At 75.9% G+C, this 24,912-nt stretch carries 19 protein-coding genes; 7 read left to right on the top strand and 12 right to left on the bottom strand.

Annotation, left to right across the window (positions count from 1 at the left end):
• Positions 1 to 88: 88 nt before the first annotated feature.
• The 3 genes from IE287_RS32285 to IE287_RS32275 all read right to left on the bottom strand — a co-directional run bounded on the left by IE287_RS32285 (position 89) and on the right by IE287_RS32275 (position 3,670).
• On the bottom strand, positions 89 to 1,372 hold the full coding sequence (locus IE287_RS32285) for a DUF5919 domain-containing protein (RefSeq protein WP_189852799.1): 1,284 nt from the start codon (positions 1,370 to 1,372) through the stop codon (positions 89 to 91).
• A 108-nt stretch (positions 1,373 to 1,480) separates the two neighbouring features.
• Positions 1,481 to 2,797, bottom strand: coding sequence for a copper amine oxidase (locus IE287_RS32280; protein ID WP_189852798.1), 1,317 nt, complete (start codon positions 2,795 to 2,797; stop codon positions 1,481 to 1,483).
• Between the two features lie 66 nt (positions 2,798 to 2,863).
• Positions 2,864 to 3,670: a Tat pathway signal sequence domain protein gene (locus IE287_RS32275; RefSeq protein ID WP_229883875.1), complete on the bottom strand. Its 807-nt coding sequence runs from the start codon at positions 3,668 to 3,670 to the stop codon at positions 2,864 to 2,866.
• Between the two features lie 187 nt (positions 3,671 to 3,857).
• Here IE287_RS32275 and glgX point away from each other — a divergent pair, with 187 nt between their 5' ends.
• Entirely contained in the window at positions 3,858 to 5,978 is a 2,121-nt protein-coding gene (gene glgX / locus IE287_RS32270) for a glycogen debranching protein GlgX (RefSeq protein ID WP_189852796.1), read from the top strand.
• Here glgX and IE287_RS32265 read toward each other — a convergent pair.
• Positions 5,932 to 7,185 (bottom strand): MFS transporter, encoded by a 1,254-nt coding sequence (locus tag IE287_RS32265; RefSeq protein ID WP_189852795.1) that lies wholly within the window; start codon positions 7,183 to 7,185, stop codon positions 5,932 to 5,934. The two genes, glgX and IE287_RS32265, sit on opposite strands and share 47 nt — an antisense overlap.
• Before the next feature lie 216 nt (positions 7,186 to 7,401).
• On the opposite strand from IE287_RS32265, the gene treY reads away from it, so the two are divergent.
• Entirely contained in the window at positions 7,402 to 9,735 is a 2,334-nt protein-coding gene (gene treY / locus IE287_RS32260; protein ID WP_189852848.1) for a malto-oligosyltrehalose synthase, read from the top strand.
• Between the two features lie 306 nt (positions 9,736 to 10,041).
• On the opposite strand, the gene IE287_RS32255 is transcribed toward treY, so the two are convergent.
• On the bottom strand, positions 10,042 to 11,115 hold the full coding sequence (locus tag IE287_RS32255; RefSeq protein ID WP_373307945.1) for a cytochrome P450: 1,074 nt from the start codon (positions 11,113 to 11,115) through the stop codon (positions 10,042 to 10,044).
• A gap of 274 nt (positions 11,116 to 11,389) precedes the next feature.
• The gene (locus IE287_RS32250) at positions 11,390 to 11,944 is read right to left on the bottom strand and encodes an FHA domain-containing protein (RefSeq protein ID WP_189852794.1); all 555 of its coding nucleotides are present in this window, start codon (positions 11,942 to 11,944) and stop codon (positions 11,390 to 11,392) included.
• Between the two features lie 151 nt (positions 11,945 to 12,095).
• On the opposite strand from IE287_RS32250, the gene IE287_RS32245 reads away from it, so the two are divergent.
• From IE287_RS32245 to IE287_RS32235, 3 genes are all read left to right on the top strand, one after another.
• On the top strand, positions 12,096 to 13,064 hold the full coding sequence (locus IE287_RS32245; RefSeq protein ID WP_189852793.1) for a GNAT family N-acetyltransferase: 969 nt from the start codon (positions 12,096 to 12,098) through the stop codon (positions 13,062 to 13,064).
• 55 nt (positions 13,065 to 13,119) lie between these two features.
• Positions 13,120 to 14,871, top strand: coding sequence for a malto-oligosyltrehalose trehalohydrolase (treZ, locus tag IE287_RS32240; protein ID WP_189852792.1), 1,752 nt, complete (start codon positions 13,120 to 13,122; stop codon positions 14,869 to 14,871).
• Positions 14,872 to 14,959: 88 nt separating this feature from the next.
• Positions 14,960 to 16,195, top strand: a complete 1,236-nt coding sequence (locus IE287_RS32235; protein WP_189852791.1) for a serine hydrolase domain-containing protein — start codon at positions 14,960 to 14,962, stop codon at positions 16,193 to 16,195.
• 33 nt (positions 16,196 to 16,228) lie between these two features.
• On the opposite strand, the gene IE287_RS32230 is transcribed toward IE287_RS32235, so the two are convergent.
• From IE287_RS32230 to IE287_RS32210, 5 genes are all read right to left on the bottom strand, one after another.
• Positions 16,229 to 17,386, bottom strand: coding sequence for an aminopeptidase P family protein (locus IE287_RS32230; protein ID WP_189852790.1), 1,158 nt, complete (start codon positions 17,384 to 17,386; stop codon positions 16,229 to 16,231).
• Positions 17,387 to 17,482: 96 nt separating this feature from the next.
• Positions 17,483 to 18,442, bottom strand: a complete 960-nt coding sequence (locus tag IE287_RS32225; RefSeq protein ID WP_189852789.1) for a DUF1444 domain-containing protein — start codon at positions 18,440 to 18,442, stop codon at positions 17,483 to 17,485.
• A gap of 104 nt (positions 18,443 to 18,546) precedes the next feature.
• Complete coding sequence (locus tag IE287_RS32220; protein ID WP_189852788.1) at positions 18,547 to 19,083, bottom strand: tetratricopeptide repeat protein; 537 nt, start codon at positions 19,081 to 19,083, stop codon at positions 18,547 to 18,549.
• Positions 19,084 to 19,177: 94 nt separating this feature from the next.
• On the bottom strand, positions 19,178 to 20,263 hold the full coding sequence (locus IE287_RS32215; protein WP_189852787.1) for a hypothetical protein: 1,086 nt from the start codon (positions 20,261 to 20,263) through the stop codon (positions 19,178 to 19,180).
• 114 nt (positions 20,264 to 20,377) lie between these two features.
• Positions 20,378 to 21,034, bottom strand: a complete 657-nt coding sequence (locus IE287_RS32210; protein ID WP_373307943.1) for a nucleoside/nucleotide kinase family protein — start codon at positions 21,032 to 21,034, stop codon at positions 20,378 to 20,380.
• A 159-nt stretch (positions 21,035 to 21,193) separates the two neighbouring features.
• On the opposite strand from IE287_RS32210, the gene IE287_RS32205 reads away from it, so the two are divergent.
• Complete coding sequence (locus IE287_RS32205; protein ID WP_189852785.1) at positions 21,194 to 21,610, top strand: VOC family protein; 417 nt, start codon at positions 21,194 to 21,196, stop codon at positions 21,608 to 21,610.
• Here the strand turns inward: IE287_RS32205 and IE287_RS32200 are convergent.
• Positions 21,597 to 22,103 carry a DUF6232 family protein gene (locus IE287_RS32200; protein ID WP_189852784.1) on the bottom strand — a complete coding sequence of 169 codons (507 nt, stop codon included), beginning with the start codon at positions 22,101 to 22,103 and terminating at the stop codon, positions 21,597 to 21,599. The genes IE287_RS32205 and IE287_RS32200 overlap by 14 nt on opposite strands.
• A 788-nt stretch (positions 22,104 to 22,891) precedes the next feature.
• Between IE287_RS32200 and fusA the strand changes: the two genes are divergently transcribed.
• On the top strand, positions 22,892 to 24,895 hold the full coding sequence (fusA, locus tag IE287_RS32195; RefSeq protein ID WP_189852783.1) for an elongation factor G: 2,004 nt from the start codon (positions 22,892 to 22,894) through the stop codon (positions 24,893 to 24,895).
• Positions 24,896 to 24,912: the final 17 nt, after the last annotated feature.

Below are 24,912 nucleotides of genomic sequence, written 5' to 3'. Positions count from 1 at the left end.
CGGGTCCTCCTTACGTGATCTCCCCCGTGGTCTTCACACCCTCGCACGCGCCTCTGACAATCCGGCCGCGGGGTGCGGCCGGGGGCGGTCAGGACACGGGCCGGGAGTCGAGCCACACGGACTCGAACTCCTCCCGGTAGGTCTCGAAGAGTCCGTGGTCCGCGTCGGCGCCGGGGACGCCGTGCCGGACGACGGTCCGGCCGCCGCCGCGCAGGACGAGGACGGGGGCCTCCATGCCGCGGGCCCTGCGCAGGTAGGACTGGACGACGCCGACGCCGTCGGGCCCGTCGCCGTCGACGAGGTAGGCGGTGAAGCGGGGGGTCTCGTCGAAGACGTGGATCTGGAAGGCGTCGGGGTCGCGGAGCCGGGAGCGGACCCGGCGCATGTGCAGGATGTTCATCTCGACGGACCGGCTCAGCTCGCCCTTCTTGATGCCGAGCTCCCGCTCGCGGCGCTTGACGGCGCTGCTGGCGGGGTTGAGGAAGAGGAGCCGTATCCGGCAGCCGGACTCGGCGAGGCGGACCATGCGGCGGCCGGAGAAGTTCTGCACGAGGAGGTTCAGGCCTATGCCGGTGGCGTCGAGGCGGCGGGCGCCGCCGAAGAGGTCCTCGGCGGGCAGCTGGCGCTGGAGCCGGACGCGGTCGGGGTGGACGGAGACGACGTCGGCGTACCGGTCGCCGACGAGGTCCTCGACGGCGTCGACGGGCAGCCGGTCGGCGGAGGGGACCCCGGCGCCGCTGCCGAGGATCTCCAGGATGCGGGCGGAGGCCCGTTCGGCCTGGGCGAGGACGGTGGGCGAGAGGGCCCGGTTGCGGGAGACGACGTTGCGGGTCACCTCCAGCTCGTCGAGGGCGAGCTCGACCTCGCGCCGGTCGTCGAAGTAGGGCTCGAAGCAGGGCCAGTGCTGGACCATCAGCTCGCGGAGCTGGGGCAGGGTGAGGAAGGAGAGGACGTTGTCGTCGGCGGGGTCGAGGAGGTAGCCCTTGCGGCGGGAGACCTCGCGGACGGCGACGGCGCGGCGGACCCATTCCTGGCCGGCCGGGCCGGCGGCGGCGACGACCCACTCGTCGCCGTGGACGGGTTCGTAGACGGGCCGGAGGACGGCGGCGACGACGGCCCGCATCCGCTGTTCGACGAGATTGAGCCAGATGTAGGCGCGGCCGGCGCGCTGGGCGCGGGTGCGGACCTCGCTCCAGGCCTCGGCGCCCCATTCGAGTTCGGCGCCGATCTCCACCGGGCGGACCACGGGGACCGCGCCGGGGGCGGCGGCCCCGGGGGGCAGGACCACGCCGGGCGGCGCCTCCCCGGGGTCGGCCGGTCCCCCCTCGTGACCCGCGTCACCTGGGGGCAGCTCACGACCTCCCGAGCTCACCCGCGCACCGCCTTCTGCTCTGGACGCCCGTCCCGATTCTTCCGACAAGATCAAGGAAGGGTACTCCGCGAGCGGGAGGCGGTGCAGCAGGATCGGTCGGCTGCTTGCTCAACTCTGCGTGGGCGGCTGTCCGTTCTGGGAGGCGAGATCGGGCGGAGTGAGCGGATTCATAGCGGTTGCGTCCCGGGGGGCGAGCTGGAAGCCCTGCCAGTGGACGGGCATGGGCTGCTGGTCCTCGTCCCGGGCGATGTGGTGGAACCCGATGTTGACCCAGACGGACGGTTTGGTCAGAGTCTCCCCGTTGACCCATTTGTCCACGCTGTCACCGGCACCGGCCCCGCAGTTGCCGATGTTGTTGCTGGCGTACTGCTCGCAGGCGCGGGACTCGGTGAAGTAGACGTCGTGCTGCGTGAAGCCGCGGCCGGCGTGGGTGTCGGTGCGGCCGGGGACGATCTCGTAGCTGCGGGCGTGCCCGTCGGCGTTCTTCCCCGTGCCGCTGACCACCCGCCACCAGCGCATGTTCGCGGCGTCCCCGGCGAGTTCCCTGGTGACGGCGGTCCGCCGGGTCTTCACGGTGGGGCTGCCGTCGCCGACGGGCGGGGTGACGGCGGAGTCGTACTGCTCGATGCGGTCCCTGCCGCCGTCGAGGCCGAAGTCGAGCTTCCAGAAGACGTTGTGGGCGTGGCTGGTGGCGTAGCCGCGGGCACCCTTGCCGAGGGGCCAGCCGCGCCCGTCGGTGGCGTTGTAGTCGACCGGCGAGAGGCTGCCGGTGGCGCCCACGTTGGCGCCGATGGTGCCGTCCGAGGAGAAGCGCCACTCGGAGATGTACTCGTACCAGCCGACCTTGTTGACCGTGTAGACGAGCAGGTCCTCGGCCTGGGCCTGGTGGACTCCGGCGCCGGAGTCGCTGGCCATCCGGTAGGCGTGGCCGCGGGCCCGGGTGGTGGCGCAGACGCCCTTGACCTGGCCGACCTCGGGGACCTTCACGGTGGAGAGGGTGCCGCCGGGGCACTCGGCGGGCTTGAGGTCCTGGAGTCCCCAGCCGAAGCCGGCGCCGGTGAGGTCGTCGTACTCGGCCCCGCCGTCGTCGTACGGCACGTGGATCTGGGCGAGCCGGGCGGTGGTGAGGACCCGGACGGCGGCGCCGCCGGGCGGCCGGTAGGTGACCCGGTCGAGGATCAGGCCGGCGTCGGTGCTGTAGCGCCAGCACATGTCCCAGGAGGCGCCGCCGTCGAGCGTCCGGGTGATGCGGTACGCGGAGGAGCAGACGGCGTGGACGGGCGGGCGGGGCTGGGCGGTCGGGCGGGGGACGGTCGGCGGCGTCGGGGCGCCGGGCGCGGCGGCCGCGGTGGCGGTGCCGAGGAAGGCGGTGGCCGCGAGGGCGGCGAGGATCCCCCTGGCTCGCCGGCGGTGCAGGTCGGTCATGCGGACGTGCTCCTTCGTGCGTGGGCCCCGTGGCGGGGGCGGGAAGGGAACAGCGGGCGGCGGTGGTCAGCCGACGCGGACGACGTTCCTCGCGGAGAGGTCGACGATCAGGTTCCGGGTGTCGATCCAGGCGCCGTTGCGGACCTTGGTGACGAGCCGGACGCAGCGGTGCTCGCCGCAGCGGGAGAGCGCCGCGGGGACGTTCCTCTCCCTGTAGGTGCGGTAGACGTCGCCGTTGAACCAGAGCTGGTCGGGCCCCTTCAGCTCGGTCCCGGTGGCGTCCCGGTAGTCCTCCCTGACGCCCGCGCCGAGCGGGCTCGCGAGGATGAGCTCCAGGGCGGCGCGCAGCTCCTGGGGGTGGGCGGAGGGCTGGACCCCGCGCCGGGCGGCGGTGGTCTCGACCTTGCCGGTGGCCAGGTCGACGGTCCGGGTGACGAGTTCGTCGCGGGCGTAGTCGTAGAAGCGGACGAGCGCGCGGCGGTCGCCCTCCCGGCCGGGGACCGGGTCGGCGAGTTCGGTGCCGAGGTGCTGGGGGGCGCCCCGGTCGCCGTCGACGTCCTGCCGGGCGGCGGCGTCGGCCGGGCCGAGCGCCAGGCTCCGGGCCCGGTCCAGCTCGGCGTCGGTGAGCGGGTCGGTGCCGGTGCCCTTCTCGCCCTCGGCGGCGGCCGGGGCGACGGTGGCGGGGGCGAGCGCGGCGGCCCCCCGGCCGCCCGTGCCCTCCGCGTCCGGGGCGCCGCCGGCGCCCTGCGGGGCGTCCGCCGCGCCGCGCGCCGCGCCGGGCGTCCCGGCGGCGCGTCCGGCGGGGGCGTCGTCCGCCCCGGCCGCGCCCGGCAGCGAGACCGCGACCGCGACGGCGGTCCCCGTGACCGCCATGGCCGCTCCTGCCACCACCTTCCCCAGGTGGCGGCGCACTATTTCGTACACATTTCCCCCTCTACCCCCCGCTTGGTGTGCGGTCACCCGGTAGGACGGGGCGCGTTCCTGGGAGGTTGCGCATCTTTCGGGCAGGATCTGGCCGAAGAGCACACCCGAACCCGGACAGAAGAGGAAGATTCAATCCATGCAGGTCTGGCCGGGACAGGCGTACCCCCTGGGCGCCACCTATGACGGAGCGGGCACCAACTTCGCGGTCTTCTCGGAGGCGGCGCACCGCGTCGAATTGTGTCTGATCGACGACGACGGCGAGGAGACTTCCGTAGAACTGCGCGAGACGGACGCCTTCGTCCGGCACGCGTACCTGCCCGGCGTGATGCCCGGGCAGCGGTACGGCTTCCGTGTGCACGGGCCGTACGCGCCGGAGCGCGGGCTGCGCTGCAATCCGGCGAAGCTCCTCCTCGACCCGTACGCGCGGGCGATGTCGGGCTCGATCGCGTGGGGCGAGGCGGTGTACGGGTACCCCTTCGGGCGGCCCGACGCGCGCAACGACCTCGACTCGGCGCCGCACACGATGACCTCGGTGGTGGTGAACCCGTACTTCGACTGGGGCGACGACCGGCGGCCGCGCACCGAGTACCACCACACGGTGATCTACGAGGCCCACGTGAAGGGCCTGACGATGCTCCACCCGGACCTCCCGGAGGAGCTGCGCGGCACCTACGCGGGCCTGGCGCACCCGGCGGTGATCGGGCACCTGAAGGAACTCGGCGTCACCGCGCTGGAACTGATGCCGGTGCACCAGTTCGTCAACGACCACCGGCTGGTCGACGCGGGGCTGTCGAACTACTGGGGCTACAACACCATCGGCTTCTTCGCCCCGCACAACGCCTACGCCTCCTGGGGCGACCGGGGGCAGCAGGTCCTGGAGTTCAAGTCGGCGGTGCGGGCGCTGCACCAGGCCGGCATCGAGGTCATCCTCGACGTGGTCTACAACCACACGGCGGAGGGCAACCACCTGGGCCCGACGCTCTCCTTCCGGGGCCTGGACAACCCCTCGTACTACCGGCTCGCGGACGACCCCCGCTACCACACGGACACCACCGGCACCGGGAACTCGCTGCTGATGCGCTCCCCGCACGTGCTCCAGCTGATCATGGACAGCCTGCGGTACTGGGTGACCGAGATGCACGTGGACGGCTTCCGCTTCGACCTGGCCGCCACCCTGGCCCGCCAGTTCCACGAGGTGGACCGGCTGTCGTCCTTCTTCGACCTGGTGCAGCAGGACCCGGTGGTGAGCCAGGTGAAGCTGATCGCGGAGCCGTGGGACGTCGGCGAGGGCGGCTACCAGGTGGGGAACTTCCCGCCGCTGTGGACCGAGTGGAACGGCAAGTACCGGGACTGCGTGCGCGACCTGTGGCGGGGCGAGCCGCGGACGCTGGCCGAGTTCGCCTCCCGGCTCACCGGCTCGTCCGACCTCTACCAGGACGACGGGCGGCGCCCGCTCGCCTCGGTCAACTTCGTGACCTGCCACGACGGCTTCACCCTCCGGGACCTCGTCTCCTACAACGAGAAGCACAACGAGGCCAACGGGGAGGGCAACCGGGACGGCGAGAGCCACAACCGGTCCTGGAACTGCGGCGAGGAGGGCGAGACCGGCGACGTCGGCATCACCGAGCTGCGGGCCCGCCAGATGCGGAACTTCCTCGCCACGCTGATGCTGTCGCAGGGCGTGCCGATGCTCAGCCACGGCGACGAGTTCGGGCGCACCCAGGGCGGCAACAACAACGCCTACTGCCAGGACGGCGAGGTGTCCTGGGTGCGGTGGCCGAAGGAGAACAGCGAGGCGGAGGCGACGCTGCTGCGCTTCACCCGGGCGATGGTGCGGCTCCGCCGCGAGCACCCGGTCTTCCGGCGGCGCCGCTTCTTCCACGGCAGGCCGGTGGAGGGCACCCACGACGAGCTCACCGACATCGCCTGGTTCACCCCGGAGGGCGAGGAGATGACGGCCCGCGACTGGCAGGCCGCGCACGCCCGGGCGCTCACCGTCTTCCTCAACGGCAACGCGATCTCCGAACCGGGGCCCCAGGGCGAGCGGATCGCCGACGACTCCTTCCTCCTGATGTTCAACGCCTCCTCCCAGGAGCTGGAGTTCGCCGTCCCGGACAGCCACGGGCGGTGCTGGCGGACCGTGGTGGACACCTCCGAGCCGGAGGGGATGCCACCCCTGGAGGGGCCGGAGATCGTGGCGGGCGAGCGGGTCACCCTCGCGCCGCTGAGCCTGACGGTGCTGCGCCGCCCGGCCTGAGCGGACCGCGCGGGCCCCCGGTCCGCACGGTCCAGGAGAGCACCGCGCAGGCCACGGCCGCCCCCACCGCCACCGCGAAGGCGGCGGGGGCGCCGTGCTGTTCGGCGAGCCGCCCCGACAGGGCCAGGGCGAGCGCCTGGCCTCCCACGATCCCGCTGGTCAGGAAGGCCATGGCCTCGGCGAGCCGGCCGGCCGGGACGGTCCGCTCGGTGAGCGCGAAGACCGTGATGAGGTGCGGGGCGTAGGCGGCGCCGAGCACGGTCACCACCGCGTAGAGGCCGGGGAGGGAGTCGACGGCGAGCAGCGGGACGGAGAGCAGGACGAGACCGGCGGTCGCGGCCCGCCAGCGCGACGCGAGTCCGATCCGGGCGGGCAGCGCGGCGAGCGAGAGGCCGACGGCGGCGCTCATCACCCCCATCGCCGCGTAGACGAGCCCGGCCTGGGCCGGGGCGCCGAGGCCGGTGGTGAGTGCGGTGATCCCGGCCTGGGAGGCGCCGAACATGGCGCCCTGGAGGGCCATCGTCACCCGGAGGGCGTAGGCGGAGCCGGGCAGCCGCGTCCGTTCGGCGGCGCCCGGACGGGTGGCGGTCGCGTCCGGTCCCGGCGCGGTGGCGCGGGCGGTCGGGTGGAGGGCGAAGCCGGTGCCGCAGAGGGCGAGCAGCAGGGCCGCGCCGAGCAGGGCGGCGCCCGGGTGGGCGAGGGCGGCGGCGAGGCCGACGAGCGCCGGGCCCAGGACGAAGGAGACCTCGTCGAGGGTGCCCTCGAAGGAGAGGACGGCGCCGACCGTCCGGTCGTCGGCGCCGGCCCGCCGGGCGAGCGCCACCGAGCGGGTCCGGGCGAGCGGCCCGATCTGGGGGACGGTCGCCCCGGCGAGCAGGGCCAGCGGGACCAGGAGCCCCAGCGGGGCGCGGGCGACGGCGGCGAGGACCAGGACGGCGACCGCGACCGCGTTGGCGAGGGAGGCGGCCAGGACCGGCCCGCGCTGGCCGCGCCGGTCCGCGAGGCGGCCGAGCAGGGGCCCCGCGACGGTCTGCCCGGCGGCCAGCGCACCGCCCGCGAGCCCCGCCGTGGCGAGCGAGCCGCTGGTCTGCGCGACCAGGAGCACGCTGCCGAGCTGGCACATCGCGGTCGGCAGCCGGCCGAGGAAGGAGAGGGCCGGAAGGACGGGGCCGAGCAGGGCGAAGGTGTCGCGGTAGGTCCGGAGCATCGGCCGAAACTAACGCGATACACCCGAACGGGTGCACCGGCCGATGACACGGAAGCTTCCGTACGGGGTACGTACGTTCGCATGACGCCCAACCAGGCCTCGTCCTCCCCCGCGCAGCCCCCGCGCCGCTCCCCCTCCGCCCACCGCGCCTCTCCCCCCGCCCCCCACCCGGCCCGCCCCGCCCGCCCCGCGGATCCCGCCCGCCCGGCGCCCGCCGTGGTGCCCACCGCCACCTACCGGCTCCAGCTCCAGCCCGCTTTCCCGTTCGCCGCGGCCGAGCGGGCCGTGCCGCACCTCGCCGGGCTCGGCGTCTCCCACCTGCACCTCTCGCCCGTCCTGGAGGCGGTGCCGGGCTCCACCCACGGGTACGACGTCACCGACCACCGCTCGGTCAGGGCCGAGCTCGGCGGCGAGGCGGGGCTGCGGTCGCTCGCCGCCACCGCCCGCGCCCACGGCCTCGGCCTGGTGGTGGACCTGGTGCCCAACCACATGGCGGCCTCGCCGCGCCACAACCACGCGCTGCGGGAGGTCCTGCGGCACGGCCCCGACTCGCCGTACGGCCGCTGGTTCGACGTCGACCGCTCGGCGGGCGACGGCCGGATGCTGCTGCCGGTGCTGCCCGCCCGGCTCTCCGAGGTGCGCGACCGGCTGCGGGTCGAAGGCGGCGAACTCCACCTCGACGGGCAGGCGTTCCCGCTCCGCGACGGCACCGCGCACCTGCCCCTGGACGAGCTGCTCGACGCCCAGTGGTACCGGCTCGGCTGGTGGCGGCTGGCCCGCACCGAGCTGGACTACCGCCGCTTCTTCACCGTCTCGGACCTGATCGGCGTGCGGGTGGAGGACCCGGAGGTCTTCGCGGCGAGCCACGCGAAGATCCTGGAGCTGGTCGCCGACGGAGTGGTCGAGGGCCTGCGCATCGACCACCCGGACGGACTCGCCGACCCCCAGGGTTACTTGGAGCGGCTGGCGGAGGCGACCGGCGGCCGCTGCTGGACGGTGGTCGAGAAGATCCTCACCGGGGACGAGACGCTGCCGGACGCCTGGCCGGTGGCCGGGACCACTGGCTACGACGCCCTGCGGCTGGTCGACGGCGTGCTCACCGACCCCGAGGGCTCCGCCGAACTCGCCGATCTCTACCGGGAGTTCGCGGGGCGCTCGGCCGACCGGGGCGGGGAGTGGGAGGCGACCGGCCGGCGCGCCGCCTACGAGGTGGTGCGGCACGACCTGGCGGCCGAGACGGCCGTCCTGACCCGGGCCGCGGTCCGGCTCTGCGCCGCCGACCCCGCGCTCCAGGACCACGCGCCGTGGGCGCTGCGGACCGCGATCGAGGAACTCCTCGTCCGCATGCCGGTCTACCGCCCCTACCGGACCGGCGCCGAGCGGGTCCTGACCCCCGAGGCCGCCCGCGGCGCACGGGCCGCGTTCGCGGTGCCCGAGGAGGCCGCCGCGGTGGACGCCGTCCGGGGACTCGTCCTCGGCGTCCACGGCGACTCCCCCGCCCACCGGGCCTTCCGGGCCCGCTTCGCCCAGACCTCCTCGGCGCTGCGGGCCAAGTCCACCGAGGACACCGCCTTCTACCGCTACGCCCCGCTGCTCTCGGCCAACGAGGTCGGCGGCGACCCGGGCCGGCCCGCCGTCGGCCCGGAGGAGTTCCACGCCGCCTGCGTCCGGCTCGCCCGCGACTGGCCGGCCGGCGGGACGGTCCTGACCACGCACGACACCAAGCGCAGCGCCGACGTGCGCGCGGCGATCGCGGTCCTCGCCCAGTGCCCGGACGTCTGGGCCGGACTGCTGTCCGAGGTCTCCGGGATCCCGGCGCCGGACCCGCACCTCGCCTGGACGGCCTGGCAGACCGCCTTCGGCTTCGGCGACCCCGACCCGGAGCGGATCGGTCCCGCCGTGCTCAAGGCGGTGCGGGAGGAGGGGCTGCGGACCTCCTGGACCGAGCAGGACCCCGCCTACGAGCGGGCGGTGGGCGAGTTCGTGGCCGCCGGGCCCGGCCGCGTCCCGCTGCGGAAGGCGTCCGAAGCCGCGTTCGCCCTGGAGCCGCACATCCGGGCGCACGCGGACGCCGCGGCCCTGGTGCAGCTGACCATGCCGGGCGTGCCGGAGCTCTACCAGAACACCGAGCGGGAGTACCGGGCCCTGGTCGACCCGGACAACCGGGCGCCGTTCGCGCCCGGCCCGGACGACGACCGGACCGTGCTCGTCCGGGCCGCGCTGCGGCTGCGCCGGGAGCGGCCGGCGGCCTTCGGTCCCGGCGGCACCCATCTGCCGCTCGCCGCCGGGGGACCGGCCGCCGCGCACTGCCTCGCCTTCGCCCGCTCGGGGGAGGTGGTCACCGCGGTGACCCGGCTCTCGCTGCGGCTCGCCGAGGCGGGCGGCTGGCGGGACACCGCGCTGGCCCTCCCGGCCGGGCGGTGGGCCGACGTCCTCGACGGGACGCGGGAGTTCACCGGCGGGCCGGGGCGCGGGACCCCGGTGGCGGAGCTCTTCGCGGACCGGCCGTACGCCCTTCTCGCCCGGATCCCGGACCGGTCCGCGTACTGACCGGCCCATGTCCGGCAGAAGGGGGACGGCGAGGGCGTTCCGGATCCTGTTCGGAGGCCTGCGGGCCTCATCGCGCCGTCGACGGTGGTGCTGCGCCGCCGCGGCGGGTCGCGCACGGGGCGCGCCGGGGGGCTGCGGATCGAGGAGCAGGCCCGGCTCCAGGCCTCCCGGACCGGGTCTCCTTCCCCTCGTACGCGGTGCGCAACGCGCCGCCGAACCAGAGCGGCGCCTGCCACCGGCGCCGCGCCTGAGACCCGGGCCCGGGTCCGCCCGCGGCGGGCCCGCCCGGGGCCGGGGCCGGGCCGGTCAGCCGTTCGGCCGGACGACCAGGGTCCGCGGGGCGCGGGTGATCAGGCCGGCCGGCGCCGGGCGGAAGCCGTCGTCGAGCCGCAGCCGGGGCATCGCCCCGAAGAGGGCGCGCAGCGCGTACTCCGCCTCCAGGGCGGCCAGGAGCACCGCCGGGCACGGCCGGGGTCCGTAGGTGAGCTGGCCCGGGTCGTCGCGGAGCGGGTCGAAGCGGTCCGGCTCGCGGAAGCGCTCCGGGTCCCGCCCGGCCGCGCCGACGAGCAGCGCGACCGGGGATCCGCCCGGCAGGATCCCGCCGCTCACCCGCACGTCCTCGCGGGTGCGCCGGACGACGATCTGGACGGGCGGGTCGCGGCGCAGCGACTCCGTCCACGCCCGCGCCACCAGGCCGCCGGGGGCGTCGCGGAGGGCGGCGACCTGGTCGGGGTCGGCGAGCACGTTGCCGAGGAAGGAGGCGAGCGCCTTCTCCCGTACGGCGATCTGCCCGCCGCACTCCCCCGCGAGCGCCGAGGCCGCCCGTCCCCGGACCAGCCGCATCATGTCCCGGTAGGGGACGCCGACGGCGGCGGCGACGGTCCCGGCCGGCAGCCAGTGGCAGAAGTCGGCGACCAGGTCGGCCCGTTCGCGGCCGGCGAGCCGGCGGGCGAGGACGTGGGCGGTGCGCTCCACGACGGCCCGCAGCTCGGCCGGGTCGGCGTCGGTGTGGGCGCGGGCGCAGGCCGGGTCGCCGGGCCGGTGTCCGTGGGTGAAGCGGGGGTCGGTGAGGGCGGTGGCCACGTCCGCGTACCGGCTGAGCACCCAGGCGCGCAGCAGCGGGTCGTAGGTGAGCGGGAACTCCTCGCGCAGCCTGCGGTGGACGGGGTGCGGGTCGAGGGCGGCGCCGGGGTCCAGCGGGCTGGGCGGGACCGTCCGGCCGCCGGGCGGGGCGGGCGGCCCGGCGGCCGGGTCGGCGACGGTCCGCACCCGTCCGGGGACGGCCGTGGCGGCACGGCCCGCGGGTGTCATGGGGGGCAGCCGGCGCCAGGGGCCGGCGCCCTCGCGGTGTCCGGTCTCGCGGTTCGGCTCGTCGCGCATCGCGCCCCCTGTCGTTCGGCTCGTTCGGCGGTGACTGGCCGCGGCCGGGATCGTGGCGCGCGTCCTTCCAGCCCACCACCCGCCGCCGCGCCCCGCCCGTCGCGTACCGCCGATCGGGTGAGGGCGCACCGCGCTGACCTGGGGGGACCCGCCCGCCGGTGAGGCGTGCCCGCGGGTGACGCCCATCGGAGCCGGCCGACGGACAAGCGGGGCCGGCCGACGGACAGCCGGAGCCGATCGACGGACAGCCGGGGGCAGCCGACGGAGAGGCGGGTCAGCCGACGGAGAGGCGGAAGGTCATGTCGCCGAAGCCGACCACGTCGCCGGCCCGCACGACGACGGCGCCGACGACCCGGCGCCCGTTGACGGTGGTGCCGTTGGTGGAGCCGAGGTCGCGCAGCACCCACAGGCCGCCCTGGAGGGAGAGTTCGGCGTGCAGCCGGGAGGCAGTCTCGTGGCTGAGCCGCAGTCCGTTCACCGGGTCGCGGCCGATCCGCAGGGGGTACGGCCCCGGCTGCGGCAGCAGCAGCTTCGGGAGCCGCTCGGAGTGCCAGGCCCGGCCTATCCGCGCGGTGAACGCGGACATCCGCTCGACCGCGCCGACCACCCGCCGGGTCCAGGTGCCCTCGCTGCGCAGGTCGGCGGTGAGGACGGCGAGTTCGTCGGGGCGGCGGGCCTGGAGCGCCCGCTCCATCCGGAAGAGGAAGGTGTCGTGCGAGAGACGGCCCTGTGCGGCGCCCTCCCGGAGCAGGCCCAGCGCGCGGTCCCGCTCGGCGTCGGTCAGCCGCGGGGAGTGCGCCGGGGGCTCGTACGGGGTCGGGGTCGTCACACGGTGATTCTCCGGGTGTCCGGGCCGGGCTGTCCAGAAGCCTCCTGTCCCGGTCCCGTCCCGGCCCCGGCACGAAATTCCCGGGGCCGCCCCACAAGATCACTGCTACGGTCTGCGGGCTCGCACCACCGTACCCCTGGGGGACCACCGTATGACCGACGACCTCGTCGTCCGCCCGCTCGCCGGGCCCGAGGAGCTGGACCTGTTCCTGGGCCTCAGCTACACGCTCGACCACGAACTCGCCGACGACCTCGGCAGCGGCCGCCGCCGCCCGGAGTGGCTCTGGGTGGCCCTCCGCGGCGGCCGGCTGCTCGGCCGGATCGCCTGGTGGACCAAGAAGGCCGGGGGCGACCCGCTCGCCCTCGACTTCTTCGACCTCGCCCCGGACCTGCCGGCCGGGGAGGCCCGGGAGGTGGGCCGGCGGCTGCTGGCGGCCGCGATGCCCGCCGTCGTGCCGGCCGGCGCCGTGCCGCCGGAGTTCAACCGCTACCTGCCCGCCGACTGGCGCGAGGTCCCGGAGACCCGCGACCGGGTGGAGCTGCTGTTCTCGCTGCTCGCGGAGACCGGGGCCCGGCCGCTGGTCGAGCGGCTGCGCCTGGAGTGGCTGCCCGGCACCCCGGTGGCGGAGCCCACCGGCCGGCTGGCCTTCCGCCCGGTGCGCGACCGCGAGGACCTGCTCGCCCTGATGACGCCGGTGATGGAGGGGACCCTCGACGCCCACGGGCGGGCCGACCTGTCCGAGGGGCTGACCCTGCGGGAGGCCGCCGAGCGGCACTACGACGAGGAGTTCCCGCACTACTCCTCGCCGCGCGAGTGGTGGCAGGTGGCGGAGCTGCCGGGGACCGGCGAGCCGGTGGGCTTCGTGATCCCCGCCCGCAACAACTACAACCCGATCATCGCCTACATCGGCGTGCTCCCCGCCCACCGGGGCCACGGGTACATCGACGAGATCCTCGCCCACGGCACCCGGATCCTCGCCGGGACGGACGTGCCGCGCGTGCGGGCCGCGACCGACCTGGGGAACGTGCCGATGGCGGCGGCCTTCGCGCGCGCCGGGTACGTGAACTTCCAGCGCCAGGTCGACTACGTGTGGGATGCACCGGGCGCGTCGCGGTCCTGACTGCCAGGATGGGGAGGACCTGCCGACCGTACCGCCGTCTGCGAGGAGAACCGTCGTGCTCTTCGAGGTCTGGGCGCCGCACGCCCGCGACCGGGTGACCCTGGAGCTGAACGGCACCGGGCACCCCCTCGACCCGGATCCGCTGCGGGACGGCTGGTGGACCGGCACCGTGCCGGCCGCCGACGGCGACCGGTACGGCTTCCGCCTCGACGACGGTCCCGTCCGGCCCGATCCGCGCGGCCGCCGGCTGCCGGACGGGCCGGACGGGCTCAGCGCCGTCGTCGACCACGCGGCCTACGTCTGGCGGCACGAGCCGCCCCGGCTGCTGCTGCGCGGCGCGGTCCTCTACGAGCTCCACGTCGGCACCTTCACCCCGGAGGGCACCCTCGACGCCGCGGCCGCGCGGCTCGGGGAGCTCGCCGGGCTCGGCATCACCCACGTGGAGCTGATGCCGCTCTGCCCGTTCCCCGGCGTGCGCGGCTGGGGGTACGACGGGGTGGCGCCGTGGGCGGTGCACGAGCCGTACGGCGGGCCCGAGGCGCTGAAGCGGTTCACGGACACCGCGCACGGCCTCGGCATGGGCGTCGTCCTCGACGTGGTCCACAACCACCTGGGCCCGTCCGGCAATCACCTCCCGGTCTTCGGGCCGTACTTCACCGACTCCCACCACACGCCGTGGGGCGCGGCGGTGAACCTGGACGCGGCGGGCTCGGACGAGGTGCGGGCGTACTTCCTCGGCAGCGCGCTGGCCTGGCTGCGGGACTACCGGATCGACGGGCTGCGGCTCGACGCGGTGCACGCGCTCGCCGACGACCGCGCCCTCACCTTCCTGGAGGAGCTCTCGGCCGCCGTCGACGAGCTGGCGGGGGAGCAGGGCCGCCGGCACTTCCTGATCGCCGAGTCCGACCTCGCCGACCCGCGCTCCACGACTCCCCGCGGCCACGGCGGCCTGGGACTGCACGCGCAGTGGAACGACGACTTCCACCACGCCCTGCACACCGCGCTGACCGGCGAGTCGCAGGGCTACTACGCCGACTTCGCGCGGGCCCCGCTGGCCGCGCTGGCCAAGACCCTCACCCGGGTCTTCTTCCACGACGGGACCTGGTCGTCCTTCCGGGGCCGCCACCACGGGCGTCCGGTCGACCGGGAGCGCACCCCCGCCCACCGCTTCCTGGGGTACGCCCAGACCCACGACCAGATCGGCAACCGGGCGCTGGGGGACCGGCTCTCGGCCTCCCTCTCCCCCGGCCTGCTGGCCTGCGCGGCGGCGCTGGTGCTCACCGGGCCGTCGGTGCCGATGCTCTTCATGGGCGAGGAGTGGGGCGCCCGCACCCCGTGGCAGTACTTCACCGACCACACCGACCCGGAGCTGGCGGACGCCGTCCGGCGGGGCAGGCGGAGGGAGTTCACGGCGCACGGCTGGGCGGAGAACGAGGTGCCCGACCCGCAGGACCCGGCGACCCGGGACCGCTCGGTCCTCGACCGCGCGGAGCGCGAGCGCGACCCGCACCGGCGCCTGCTCGCCTGGCACCGGGAGCTGATCGCCCTGCGCCGCACGCTGCCCGACCTGACCGACCCGGACCTCGGCGCGGTGAAGGTCGCCTTCGACGAGGACGCCCGCTGGCTGGTCTTCCGCCGCGGCGACGTGCGGGTGGCGGTCAACCTGGGCGCGGAGCCGGCCGCGATCCCGCTGGGCTCCAACGGCCGCGACCGGGTCCTCGCGGCCTGGCTGCCGACGGAGGCCCCGGCCCGCGACGGCCTGCTCCGCCTGCCCCCCGAGTCGGCGGTGGTCCTGTCGGACGGCTGAGCCGCACGGGCCACGGGCGGGCCCCACATGGGCGCACGGCCGGAGTGTTCCCGGCGGGCGGGGGACGGCGGGCCGCCATAGTGCCCGCATGACACCCCCCACCACCCCGCGCCGCCGCGGCCGTGCCCGCGCGGCGGCCCTGGGCGCCGCGCTGCTGGCGCTCGTCCTGCCGTCGACCGCCGTCTCCGCTCCGGTGCCGACCCCGCCCCGGCCCGGCTCCGAGGCGTGCGCGCGCACGCCCGGACCGCTCTCCGGGGACGCCCGGCGCGTCCTGGAGGTCGCCCGGAAGGCCAGGAAGGACCTCGCGCTGAACGCCGTGCTGCTGCGGGTCACGGTCGACGGGCGGGAGCTCGTCACCGGGGCGCTCGGCGAGTCCATGACCGGGGTCCCGGCCGAACCGGACATGCACTTCCGGGCCGGCTCCGTCGCCTTCGCCCACATCGGGACGGCCCTGCTGCGCCTGGCCGAGCAGCGCCGGCTCCGGCTCGACGACACGGTGGAGCGCTGGCTGCCGGAGGTGCCCCGGGCCGGCGAGATCACCCTGCGGATGCTGGCGAACAACACCTCGGGCCTGCACGACTACGTCACCGACCCGGCGTTCGGCGCCGAGCTCTCCCCCCACCCCTTCCGGGCGTGGACCCCCGACGAGCTGCTCGCCTTCCCGTTCTCCCACGACTTCTGGTACGACCCGGGCACCAACTGGAGCTATTCGCACGCCAACTACCTGCTGCTGAGCCGGGCGCTGGAGCGGATCACCGGCACCCGGATCGACCACCTGGTGCGGGAGCTGGTGACCGGGCCGCTGGGGCTGCGGGAGACCCGGAACTCCTTCACGCCCGAGATCCCGTCCCCGGTGCTGCACGCCTTCACCTCCGACCGGGGCCTCTACGAGGAGTCGACCTTCTGGAACCCCTCGTGGACCACCGGCCCGGGGGCCGTCATCACGAGCACCGTCTGCGACATGGCCCGGTCGGCCGAGGGCATCGGCAGCGGCGAGCTGATCGGCCCGCGCTCGTACCGGATCCTCCTCGACCCGGGCACGGTCGGGCTGGGCACGCCGACGGCGACGTGTCCCGCGTCGATCTGCCTGGAGCAGACCGAGGAGCGGCACTTCGGGCTGGGCGTGATCGTCTCCGGCGGATGGCTGCTCCAGAACCCGTCCTTCTCCGGCTACGCCGCCCTCCAGGCGTACCTGCCGTCGAAGCGGCTCTCGATCGCGGTCTCGGCGACGAAGACGGCGGCGACCGGCGACGGGAACATGGCCCAGGCGGTCGCGGGCCGGATCGCCGCCGCGCTGGCCCCGGAGGACCCCCTGGTGCCCTGAGGCCCGGGCCTCCCGCCGGCCGCCGCCACTCGACTATTCGACGATCGCCATCTCGTGCGGGGTGGCGTTGAAGCGGCGGCCGGTGCCGTCCTCGGTCATCGTGACGATGTCCTCGATGCGCACGCCGAACCGGCCGGGCAGGTAGACGCCGGGCTCGATGGAGAAGCACATGCCGGGGACGACGGGCCGCTCCTCGCCCTCGATCATGTACGGGGGTTCGTGGGTGGTGACGCCGATGCCGTGGCCGGTGCGGTGGATGAAGTACTCGCCGTACCCGGCGTCCGTGATGACCCGGCGGGCCGCCCGGTCGACGTCCTGGCAGGCGATGCCGGCCCGCACCGCCTCGAAGCCGGCCTGCTGCGCCTCGCGGACCAGGTCGTGGATCCGCCGCTCCTCGTCCGTCGGCTCGCCGACGTGGACGGTCCGGGTGGTGTCGGAGCCGTAGCCGTGCTTCAGCCCGCCGAAGTCGAGGACGACCATGTCGCCGCGCTCGATGACCCGCTCGCCGGCCTCGTGGTGCGGGTTGGCGCCGTTGGGTCCGGAGCCGACGACGGTGAAGTCGACCTGGGAGTGCCCGAACTCCCTGAGCAGCCGGGCGAGGTCGGCGGCGACCTCGGTCTCCCGGCGGCCCGCGAACCGCACCTTGACGATCTCGCCGTACGCCCGGTCGGCGGCGGCGCCCGCGGCGGCGATCCGGTCCAGCTCGTGGGCGTCCTTCACGGCCCGCAGCATCGGCAGCGCCTCGGTGAGGGAGACGTACGAGGTGCCGGGGAGGGCCTGCTGGAGGCCGAGGAGGTGCATCGCCCAGGCGTTGTCGCTGACGCCGAAGCGTCCGTCGGCGTCGAGGAGCGGCGCGGTGACGGCGTAGGGGTCCTTGCCGTCGGTCCAGTCGCGGAGGGTCAGCGCGGGCGCGCCGACGGCCTTCTCCGCGTCGGGGGCCTCCAGGGTGGGGACGACGAGGACCGGGTCCTGGCCGGGGGCGATGACGAGGACGGTGAGCCGTTCGGTGATCGCGGTCGGCTGGTAGCCGGTGAGGTGGACGAGGTCGGGGCCGGGGGCGACGAGCACTCCGGCGAGGCCCGCGTCGGCGGCGGAGGAGGCGGCCCGGTCCATCCGGGCCCGGTAGTCGTCGGCGGTGAAGGGCACGGGCGCGTCGCCCGTCCCGGGAGCTCCGGCGGGGGTGCTCGGCATGGGTCTCTCCTTCGCGGCGGCGGGCGGTCGTCCTCCGAGGTGGTCCTCCAGCATCCTGCCCGCCCCGACCGGCCTCCGCGACCGCGCGGCGGCCCGTCAGCGGGGGCCGGGCCCCTGGGCGATCAGCCGTTCGAGGAGGTCCTGGAAGTCGTCGCCCACGACGATCCGCAGCTCGCCGCGCTCCTCGTCGTGCTCGCTGAGCTGGGTGAGGGTGCCGCCCCGCCACCAGAAGACGTAGGGGCTGATGGCGCCCGGCGTGTCCTCGTACTCGGAGGCGGCGAAGGAGGCCATCGCGCCGAGCGCCGGGATGATCGAGGTGTCCCGGATGGGGTGGAAGGCGATCTGGTGCCGGAAGGGCAGGGCGACCAGGGCGCCGTGCTCGCCGAGCGGCAGCCCGGTGACCCGCTGGGCGAGGGCGTCGAGGTCGAGGACGCGGCTGGCGGTGTAGAAGGAGTCGCCGACGACGACCTCGAAGGACATGCCGTCGGCGTCCCGGACGGTCTCGTGCTCCTCGACGGGCAGCCCGCGCAGGTTGCTGAGCGCGCGGGCCCGCAGCTGGGCGGGGTCGCCGAGCCGGTCGAGGGCGTCGTCGGTGAGCATCATGACGCTCTCCGGCAGGTCGAGCGCCAGCACCTCGTACAGTCCGGGGGCGAGCGTCCGGGCGTAGCCGAAGGCGCCGGGGTCGATGCCCTCGCCGTTGACGACCCGGGGGTAGAGCTGGGCGCGGATCTGCTCGGGCGGCAGCGTGTCGAGGGCGGAGGGGCCGTCCAGGGTCCTCACCACCAGGGTGACGTGACGGCGGATCAGGTCGGGCCAGACGCGGGGGCCGCGCCGGTCCCGGTGGCAGACGGCGGCGAGGTTGCCGAGGCCGAAGCGGCGCTGCTTGTCGTCCTGGACGGCGGACGCGTAGACGGTGACCTCCAGGCCGAGCTCGGCGAAGGCCTCGCGGACGGTGGAGCGGAAGAGCGCGGCCTCGCGCTCGGAGAAGTAGGCGAACTCCGGGTCCCGCGGCGCGTCCTCGCCGTCCCGCCTGGGTCCTCTGCGCAGCCACCCCACGTGAGCCCGCCTTCCGTCGCCGTTGCGTTCAGCCTAGCGAGTGGGGCGGTGCGCCCACCGGTCGCCCGGCGAAGTCGTCCGGAGGCCGGTCCGGGTGGCCGGGATCAGGCGCCGTCGGGCGCGGTGAGGAGGGCGCGGGCGTAGTGCGCGAGGGAGCGGTTGTAGCGGGGCAGCAGCGGGGCGAGGGCGCCGAGGGCGAGCGAGGCGGCCTCCCGGTCCCGGCCGGTGTCGGCGAGGGCGAGGGCCAGGAAGGCGTCGACGGCCGGGGCGAGGGCCAGCTCGTCGGCGTCGAGCCGCTCGGCGGGCAGGTCGCGCTCGGCGGTGAGCAGCTCGACGCTCCGGTCCGGCCGGCCGAGATTCCTCAGGCTGCTGGCCAGCTGGATGACGGCCCGGCGGCGGCGCAGTCCGCTCAGTCCGAGGCCGAGGGCGCGCCGGTAGTGGGCGACGGCCTCCTCGGGCATCCCGGTGGAGTCGTGGGCGGCGCCCAGCTCGAAGGCGGCGACCGCGTCGTCGTCGCCGCGCTCGGCGGCGAGCACGGCGACGCGCTCCCGGAACTCCTCGGGGCCGTGCGCGTCGATCTCCGTCCAGAGGGCGGCGACCCGCTCCTCCCACCCGCCGTCCCCGGCCCGCTCGTCGCTCATGCCGTCACCCTACTCGCGGGGCCCCGCGCCGCCCGCGCCCCGCGCCCGCCGGGGCCGCGCCGGGCGGTGTCCGGCGCGGCCCCGGCGGGACCCGTCAGTCGCCGCCCCCACCGCCGCCGCCGTCGCCGCCCCCGCCGCCGGAGTCGCCGCCGCCGTCGGAGCCGCCCGAGTCGCCCGCGGCGCCGCCGTCGGAGCCCCAGCCGTCCCCGCCGCCCGGGGAGTTGTCGTCGCCTCCGGTGCCGATGTTGGTGTACCAGGGGCGGTTCCAGTCGGTGTCCACGGCGGCGGGCTCGTAGCCCTCCCGGGGGCGCCACTGGGACGGGAAGCGGGCGAGGCCGGTGGTGTCGCCGAGGCCGAAGGAGGCGGCGAAGGCGTGCGCCATGACGGCGTCCAGCGGGTCGGAGGTCTCCAGCCCCACCGGGCTCAGCGGGAGGAGGAGGGCGTCCGGCCGGGCCGGGCTCCGGCGGCGCGGGGGCCGGGACAGCAGGGCGACCCTCCGCCCGTCCCGCAGCAGCCAGGAGCTGGTCGGGCCGTGCCGCCGCAGCTCCCACAGCCGGCCGGGGAGTTCGGCCTCCACCACGCTCTTGGAGCGGCGGAGCTTGCGGTGGGCGAGGCGGAGCGCGGCGGGCGTGTCGCCGACGGTGAGCGTGAGCCCCCGGGAGGGGTCGGGCTCGTCGTGGTGGAAGCCGTACGGGGCCCGGAGCCGTACGGCGGGCGCGTGCGGGCCCCACGCGTCGACCCGCACCAGCCGCCGGTCGACGGCGACGGTGACGTCCCCGGCGGGGGCGGGCGCGGTCCGCCGGGCCAGCCACAGCGGCACGCCCTCGGCGTCGGCGCGCCGCGCCAGCTCGTCGACCCGCTCGGGGCCGCCGCTGAGCCGCACCGCCAGGGTGCCCAGCTCCCGCGCGAAGTCGGCCGCCCGGCGCACCTTGACGGGCGTGCTGGTGCCGGTGGCGCGGATGACCGGCACGATGCCGGGCCCCTCCGGCAGCCGGTCCAGGGTCCGCTCGGACCCGCCGCCGCCGAGCCACTGCCCGCGCCGGTACGCCTCCGCCATCGCGGCGAGGTTCAGTTCTCCGAGCGGTGTCAGCCGGCTGCCCCGGCGTATGCCGTCCTCGGTCAGTTCGACCGTCCTGGCCAGCGGATTGCGCGACCGCTCGCCGTACAGGATCTCCGTCACCGTGCTCCCCCATGTGTCGTGCTGCTACCAGGACATGGTGACCGACGGGTACGCGCGTGCGGTAGGGCGTTTCCGGGGTCCGCGCGAGGTCCGCGCGAGATCCCCGGCCGGCCGTCACGACCAGGCCGTCACGACCAGGTCGGCGCGGTCGCGGCCCCGGGCGACGAGACGCGCGTTGGCCTCGTCGGAGCGCTCCACCCACGCCTCGGCCTCGGAGCGGTCCTTGCCGAAGCGGACGTGCCGGGCGACGAGCCGGGGCACGCGCACGGCGTCGGGCGGGTCGAGGTACCAGACCTCGTCCAGGAGGGGGCGGACCGCCGCCCAGCCGTCGGCCCCGTGGAGGAGGTAGTTGCCCTCGGTGACGACGAGCGGGATCCCGGGGGGCACGGGGACGGAGCCGGCGACCGGTTCCTCCAGGGCCCGGTCGAAGGCGGGCGCGTAGACGACGGTCCCGGGTTGCGGCGCGCGGAGCCGGGCGAGCAGGGCCGCGTACCCGGCGGCGTCGAAGGTGTCGGGCGCGCCCTTGCGTCCGGCCCGGCCGAGCCGGACCAGCTCGGCGCCGGCCAGGTGGAACCCGTCCATCGGCACCAGCGCGGCGAGCCCGCCGAGCCGGTCGACGAGCCGCTCGGCCAGCGTCGACTTCCCGGCCCCCGGCGGCCCCGCGATCCCCAGGATCCGCCGTCCTCCGGCGGCCGCGAGGCCCCGGGCGCGCCCGACGAGCCCCTCGAACCCCGCGGGCCCTCCGCCACCTGCGCCGTCCATGCCGGGCATTCTCGCACCGCCCCCTGCGGCCGCGCCCTCCTGCCGGCCCCCTACCGCCGACCCCTCCCCCGACCCTCGTACCGACCCTCGCCGGGTCGAGGGTCGGAGCGGGGGCGACGCGGGTCCGCGCGGGTGGGGCGCACCCGGTGCGCGTATTACGTTGGGGTAATGCCGTCCATCGCACTCGTCACGCTCGTCGTCCGTGATCACGACGAGGCCATCGCCTTCTACACCGACGCCCTCGGCTTTGAGCTCGTCGAGGACACCGACCGGGGCAACGGCGCCCGCTGGGTCGTCGTCCGTCCGCGCGGCGGCGTCGGCGGGATCGGGAACGCGGGGCTGCTGCTGGCCCGTGCCAAGAACGAGGACGAGGAGGCGGCGATCGGCCACCAGAGCGGGGGCCGGGTCGCCTTCTTCCTGCACACCGAGGACTTCGCCCGCGACCACGCGCGGATGACGGAGGCGGGGGTGAAGTTCCTGGAGGAGCCCCGGCACGAGCCGTACGGCTCGGTCGCCGTCTTCGAGGACCTGTACGGCAACCGCTGGGACCTCCTCCAGCCGGCCGACGCCGCTAGCGGTAGCTGAGGCCGCCGCCCTTCACCCGGACGACGGAGCCGTCCCGGTTCCCTCCCGAGGGGGTCCCCGTGCGCTGCACCACCACGGTGAACTCCGCCGGGACGTCGTCGATCGCCCGCACGATCAGGGCCGCGACGTGCCGCAGCTCGCCGATGTCCGGCAGGGTCACGGCGGCCGTGGAACCCGCCGCGGTCTGGATGAGCAGCACCGGCTTCGGCGGGGTGAAGGCGACCTTCAGGAGGAGGGCGCCCACGCCGATCGCGCAGATGACGGCCGCGGAGCGCGTCGAGGGGCCCGTGTCCTCGCGGGCGAAGGCGACGAAGGCGGCGACCAGGACGGCGGAGAGGAACACGCGCAGCACCCAGTCGGGCTTGGCCCGGGCCACCTCGACCGAGGTGAGGTGGCGCAGCGGGAGCGCGGCCGCACCGATCCACAGGACCCCGCGGCTGACCGTCAGGTCGACCGCGCGCGGCCCGCGCGGCGCCGCGACCCGGGGCTGCACCTGCCAGGCCCTCCGGGTCGGCGGGTCGGGCGGCGTCGGCGCCTGGCCCCCCGGCGGCGTGCCCGGCGGTCCGTGCGGCGGCTGGGGCGGCGTGCCGGGCGGTCCGTGCGGCGGCTCTGGCGGCGTGCCCGGCGGTCCGTGCGGCGGCTCTGGCGGCGTGCCCGGCGGTCCGTGCGGCGGCTCGGGCGGCGTGCCGGGCCCGGTCGTCTCGTCCATGTCTCCCCCGTGAAGTCGTGAACTCGTGGAGCCGTGAAGTCGTGGAGCCGTGGAGCCGTGGAGCCGTGAACTCGTGGAGCGGTGTGGAGCGGTGTGGAACGGTGAGACCGTGCACTCGTCCGGCCGCACCCCCGTGACCGAATCCCCGAGGCCGGATCCCAAGGGGCGCCTGGGCGGTACCCCATTAAGCACCCGCCCGGCCCGCCGGGACAGTCGAGAACTGGCCACGCGTCACCGCTCCCTCCCCCGCCCCGCACGCCGCCCCGTCCCCCGCACCGTCCCCCGCACCGGAAAACCGCTGTCGCCGGTCCTCCCCCGCTCCCTACACTCCCGTCACGGCGCACCGTCCGGCGCGCCGCCGCGAGACCGTCCGACCGACCGAGGGGAGCCGACCGTGCGTCACCAGTACGCCGTCGCCGTCCTCCCCCGCGCCCGCCGGTACGACGTGATCCTCGCCTCTCCCGCCTGCCGGTGACGGCTGCGCGCCCGTCATCGCAGGCCCGCCGACGCCTCCGCGCGTCCGGGAATCGCGCTGCCCCGTTCCTCCACGCAGCAGCGAAAGGCACGACACCGTGCGCGTCTCCCAGAACCCCCGCGTCCGCAACCTCGGCATCCTCGCCCACGTCGACGCGGGCAAGACCACCGTCACCGAGCGGATCCTCTTCCTGACCGGCGCCGTCCACAAGCAGGGCGAGGTCCACGACGGCACCACCGTCACCGACTTCGACCCGCAGGAGCGGGAGCGGGGGATCACGATCTCCTCCGCCGCCGTGAGCTGCTCGTGGGCGGACCACCGCCTGACCCTCATCGACACGCCCGGCCACGTCGACTTCTCCGACGAGGTCGAGCGGGCGCTGCGCGTCCTCGACGGGGCCGTGGCCGTCTTCGACGCGGTCGCGGGCGTCGAACCGCAGAGCGAGACGGTGTGGCGGCAGGCCGACCGGCACGGCGTGCCCCGGATCGCGTTCGTCAACAAGATGGACCGGGCGGGCGCCGACCTCGACGCGGCCGTCGACTCGATCCGGGTCCGCCTGGGCGCCGTCCCGCTCCCCGTCCAGCTGCCCGTCGGGCGGGAGGACGGCTTCCGGGGCGTGGTGGACCTGGTCCGGATGCGGGCGCACCTGTGGGGCGAGGACGGGCGCACCGAGACCGGCGTGCCCGCGGCGCTGCGGGACGAGGCGGTGCGCCGCAGGCGGGCCCTGGAGGAGGCGGTGGCGGAGCTGCACGCGGACTCCCTGGAGGAGTTCTGCGCGGCCGGCGCGCTCGCCGACGGGACGCTGGCGCGGGCCCTGCGGGAGCTCACGCTCACGGGTGCGGCCGTGGTGGTGCTGTGCGGTTCGGCGTACCGCGACCGGGGGGTGGAGCCGCTCCTCGACGCGATCGTCGCCTTCCTGCCCGCCCCGTCCGACCGGCCCCCCGTCCACGGGAGCGGGACGGCGGCCGACCCGCGCGCCCCGCTCGTCGCGCTCGCGTTCAAGGTGAGCGCGGCCGCCACCGGCCGGATGACGTACGTCCGCGTCTACGAGGGCGCGCTCACCACGGGGGCGACCGTGCTGGACAACGCCACCGGCCGCAGGGAGCGGATCTCCCGCATCCTGCGGGTGCAGGCGGACCGGACGGTGGACATGCCGGCCGCCGTCGCCGGGGAGATCGTCGCCGTCGTCGGCCCGAAGGCCGTCCGCGCCGGGGCCACGCTGTGCGCTCCGGACGCGCCGGTCGTCCTCGAACCGCCGGTGACGGCCGACCCGGTCGTCTCGGTGGCCGTGGAGGCGCGCCGGAGCGCCGACACGGACCGCCTGTCGACGGCCCTCGCCCGGCTCGCCGAGGAGGATCCGTCGCTGGTGGTGCGGACCGATCCGGAGACGGGCCAGACCGTCCTGTCGGGCCTCGGCGAGCTGCACCTGGAGGTCGCGGTGGAGCGGCTGCGCCGGGACCGGGGCCTGGAGGTCGCGGTGGGACGGCCCCGGGTCGCCTACCGCGAGACGGTGGTGGAGGGCGTGACGGGCCTGCTGTACCGGCACGTCAAACAGGACGGCGGCGCGGGCCAGTTCGCCCACGTCGTGATCGACGTCGAGCCCCTGGAGGGCGGGGAGGAGTTCGCGTTCGCGTCCGCCGTCACCGGCGGGCGGGTGCCGCAGGAGTACGTCCGGGCGGTCGAGGCCGGCTGCCGGGACGCGCTCGCCGAGGGCCCGCTCGGCGGTCACCCGGTGACGGGCGTCCGCGTGACGCTCGCCGACGGGGCGACGCACCCGAGGGACTCGTCGGAGATGGCGTTCCGGGCGGCGGGCCGCTTCGCGCTGCGCGAGGCGCTCCGGGCGAGCACCCTGACGCTGCTCGAACCGGTCGCCGAGGTGACGGTCACCGTCCCCGCGGAGTCGGTCGGCGCGGTCCTCGGCGACCTCGCGGCCCGCCGCGGCCGGGTCACGGACTCCGCGGTCCGGGGCGGCACGTCGGTGGTGACGGCGACGGTTCCGCTGGCCGAGCTCTTCGGCTACGCGACCCGGCTGCGCGGCCGCACCCAGGGCCGGGGCGCCTTCACCACGCGCCCCGCCGGGTACGAGGCGCTGCGCGGCTGACCCGCGGACGGGCCGGG

The organism is Streptomyces omiyaensis (genome assembly GCF_014650895.1).
GTDB lineage: Bacteria > Actinomycetota > Actinomycetes > Streptomycetales > Streptomycetaceae > Streptomyces > Streptomyces omiyaensis.
Note: the sequence above shows the minus strand (reverse complement) of the source record. Positions and strands in the feature narration are given on the sequence as shown.